Raw genomic sequence first — 2,550 nt, 5'->3', positions numbered from 1 at the left:
TTGCGTCGGGCATCAGCCAGTTCGTCACGCAATTCAACAAACTTTAGCTCTCTTTTATGCATAATCACGCGAGCGGCTAGTTATGAGTGCCAGTCAAGAATCCTGACTCCAATTCAAATACGTCGGATCACGTTCCTATAGGCATTGAAAACAAATGAACTGCAAAGTGACCACTAGGCATCAACGCACCAAACACTTGATGCACTTGGGCTAGCTTTTCCAGGATGTCGCATCGGGGCTTAACTGGTCCAGTCTCATGAAAGCCCTGGCTAATGCTTTCAACCGCGGTGGTACAACACCACCCCGACCGCATTATAATATTGGCGTACCAGGCGAACCAGACGCGACACTCTTATTGATGCCCGCCTGGAATGAAGGGCGGTCTATTGGGCTGAAAACCGTTACGGTATTTCCGGGCAATTCTGATCGTGGCAAAACCAGCATCAATGCGCATTACTTGTTGTTTAATGCACGCAACGGTGAGCTCAAAGCAATTTTGGAAGCCGGAGAACTGACCGCGCGGCGCACGGCAGCAGCTTCAGCCCTGGCATCAAGCTATTTATCACGCAAAGATGCAAAACGTTTATTGATTGTTGGGACAGGAAGGCTGAGCGCGCAACTCGCGGCGGCCCATGCAACTGTTCGACAATTTGATGATATTGCTGTATGGGGCAGAAATGCAAGCAAAGCACGCATTGTTGCCAACATTCTTGTCGGGCAAGGTCTGCCCGCACGCTCCAGTAACGATCTCGAAACAGAGGCACGCGCTGCGGATCTGATTTCTTGCTGTACAATGTCACGTGAACCACTCATCAAAGGTGCGTGGCTGAAATCCGGCGCTCATCTCGATCTCGTTGGTGCCTTCACGCCACAGATGGCGGAAACCGATGATGAGGCACTAAAGCGCGGAGCGCTTTTCGTAGACACGATTGAGGGCGCATGTCAGGAAGCCGGGGAAATCGTACAGGCAATCAATAGCGGAGCGATAAAGCCGGATGCCATTCTGGCCAGCCTTTTCGAACTGTGCCGCCATGCGCATCCCGGAAGGCAAAGCGACACGCAGATCACTGTTTTCAAATCCGTCGGCTGCTCGCTTGAAGATCTGGTAGCAGCCGAGCTTTGTGTGACTGCTGAGCGGGAAATGCAGGCAAATGCTTCCGCAAGCACCTGAAAAAATGCTACCCCTCAATACCTCAGCCGCATGGGGTCTTCCGATTTTTTATGCGGTTGCAGTGATGGCACGTACCTCGGTGATTGTTGTCATTCCGTCGCTGGTATTTCGCCATTATGAAAATGCTAGCCTGGTGAGTGCACTCTATCTGATTGCCAGCCTCGGTGGACTGCTAACCAGTGTGCTGCTCCCAGCGATCCTGAAGTCCGTCGGCCCTTGGCGGCTCACTCTCGCTGCCGCAGGAGCCGGTATCCTCTCTGCGATTCTTTTTACGCGCTCCGACAGCATTTCCATTCTTGCAGGACTAGCAACCTATTTCCTGATGGTACAGCTTTTTGAAACCGTCTCCAATATCTACGCCCTGTCGATGATACCGCGGCGTGAACTGGCCCACTTCGAACCGCGCCGCATGTTGCTCGCCGGTGTCGCTTACGGACTCGGGCCTCTCATTGGAACGGCGCTGCTTGGTTATGGCTCGTCGTGGCCACCCTTTTTAATGAGTGCCACATGCGCAGCCCTTGCCCCGCTCGTACTTGTGTTTTTGGTTGAAGGTGTCCGCGATCCGTTACACGTAAGCCTTCCACCAAAAAAGCGCGAGCTGGCAATCAGGCAGTTTCTACGTCAACCGCGCTTGCGTCTTGCTTGGATTCTGGCAATAGGCAGAGCCGCCTGGTGGCAAGTTTTCTTTGTCTATACGCCAATCCTGATTATTGCAGCAAACTATGATGCCACCTATACTGGCGCCATTACTGGTATAGCATCTGCACTTTTGCTTCTCAGCCCAATCTGGGGCCTCGTTATGCGGCAGATTGGACTGCGTCGCCATCTCACCATTACATATGCGGCCTGCGGCATTGCCACCGCAGTGACTGGCCTGGTTGCCAACTGGTCATTTACGTGGGCAATCGTCGCGCTCATGTCAGCCGCGTTTGCAGCCAGCGGAATTGACAGCGCTGGAAACGCACCATTTCTGCGTTCTGTCAGACAGCGCGACCAACTACGCATGGTTCCGATCTATAATACCTATCGAGAAATGGCACAGATCATACCCGCTGCCTTCTTCACCCTCATTTTAATGATTCAAGATGTATCGCATGTCTTTGAATGGTTGGGAGCAGGACTGCTCTTCTTGTCACTCGCCTGTAGAAGTCTCCCGCGCAGAGCTTAGAGCACATCCTAAAAAGCGGGAAGCCAATTTCAGAATAAGATATACGTGAAAACAAAGGTAGTGTTGTTGAGTTTCGCCTGATTCTGATCTATTTTTTCATTTCGGATTGATGTTTGATCCCATGTTTTGATGGTGCAATACTTTCTCAGACTTGGAGGGATGCATTATGGGACGTGTTCTACACGGCAGCGCCACGACGACTGAGGCAATC

General features: G+C 52.0%; 1 protein-coding gene and 1 pseudogene. Both read left to right on the top strand.

Features of this window, described 5'->3' with window-relative positions:
• Positions 1 to 232: 232 nt before the first annotated feature.
• A pseudogene (lhpI, locus tag CEV31_RS13145) lies at positions 233 to 1,171 on the top strand (bifunctional Delta(1)-pyrroline-2-carboxylate/Delta(1)-piperideine-2-carboxylate reductase); the annotation flags it as partial.
• On the top strand, positions 1,152 to 2,339 hold the full coding sequence (locus CEV31_RS13140; RefSeq protein ID WP_094507527.1) for an MFS transporter: 1,188 nt from the start codon (positions 1,152 to 1,154) through the stop codon (positions 2,337 to 2,339). The pseudogene lhpI and the gene CEV31_RS13140, both read left to right, overlap by 20 nt.
• The last annotated feature ends 211 nt before the right edge of the window (positions 2,340 to 2,550 follow it).

This window comes from Brucella thiophenivorans, assembly GCF_002252445.1.
GTDB classification, from domain to species: domain Bacteria; phylum Pseudomonadota; class Alphaproteobacteria; order Rhizobiales; family Rhizobiaceae; genus Brucella; species Brucella thiophenivorans.
Note: the sequence above shows the minus strand (reverse complement) of the source record. Positions and strands in the feature narration are given on the sequence as shown.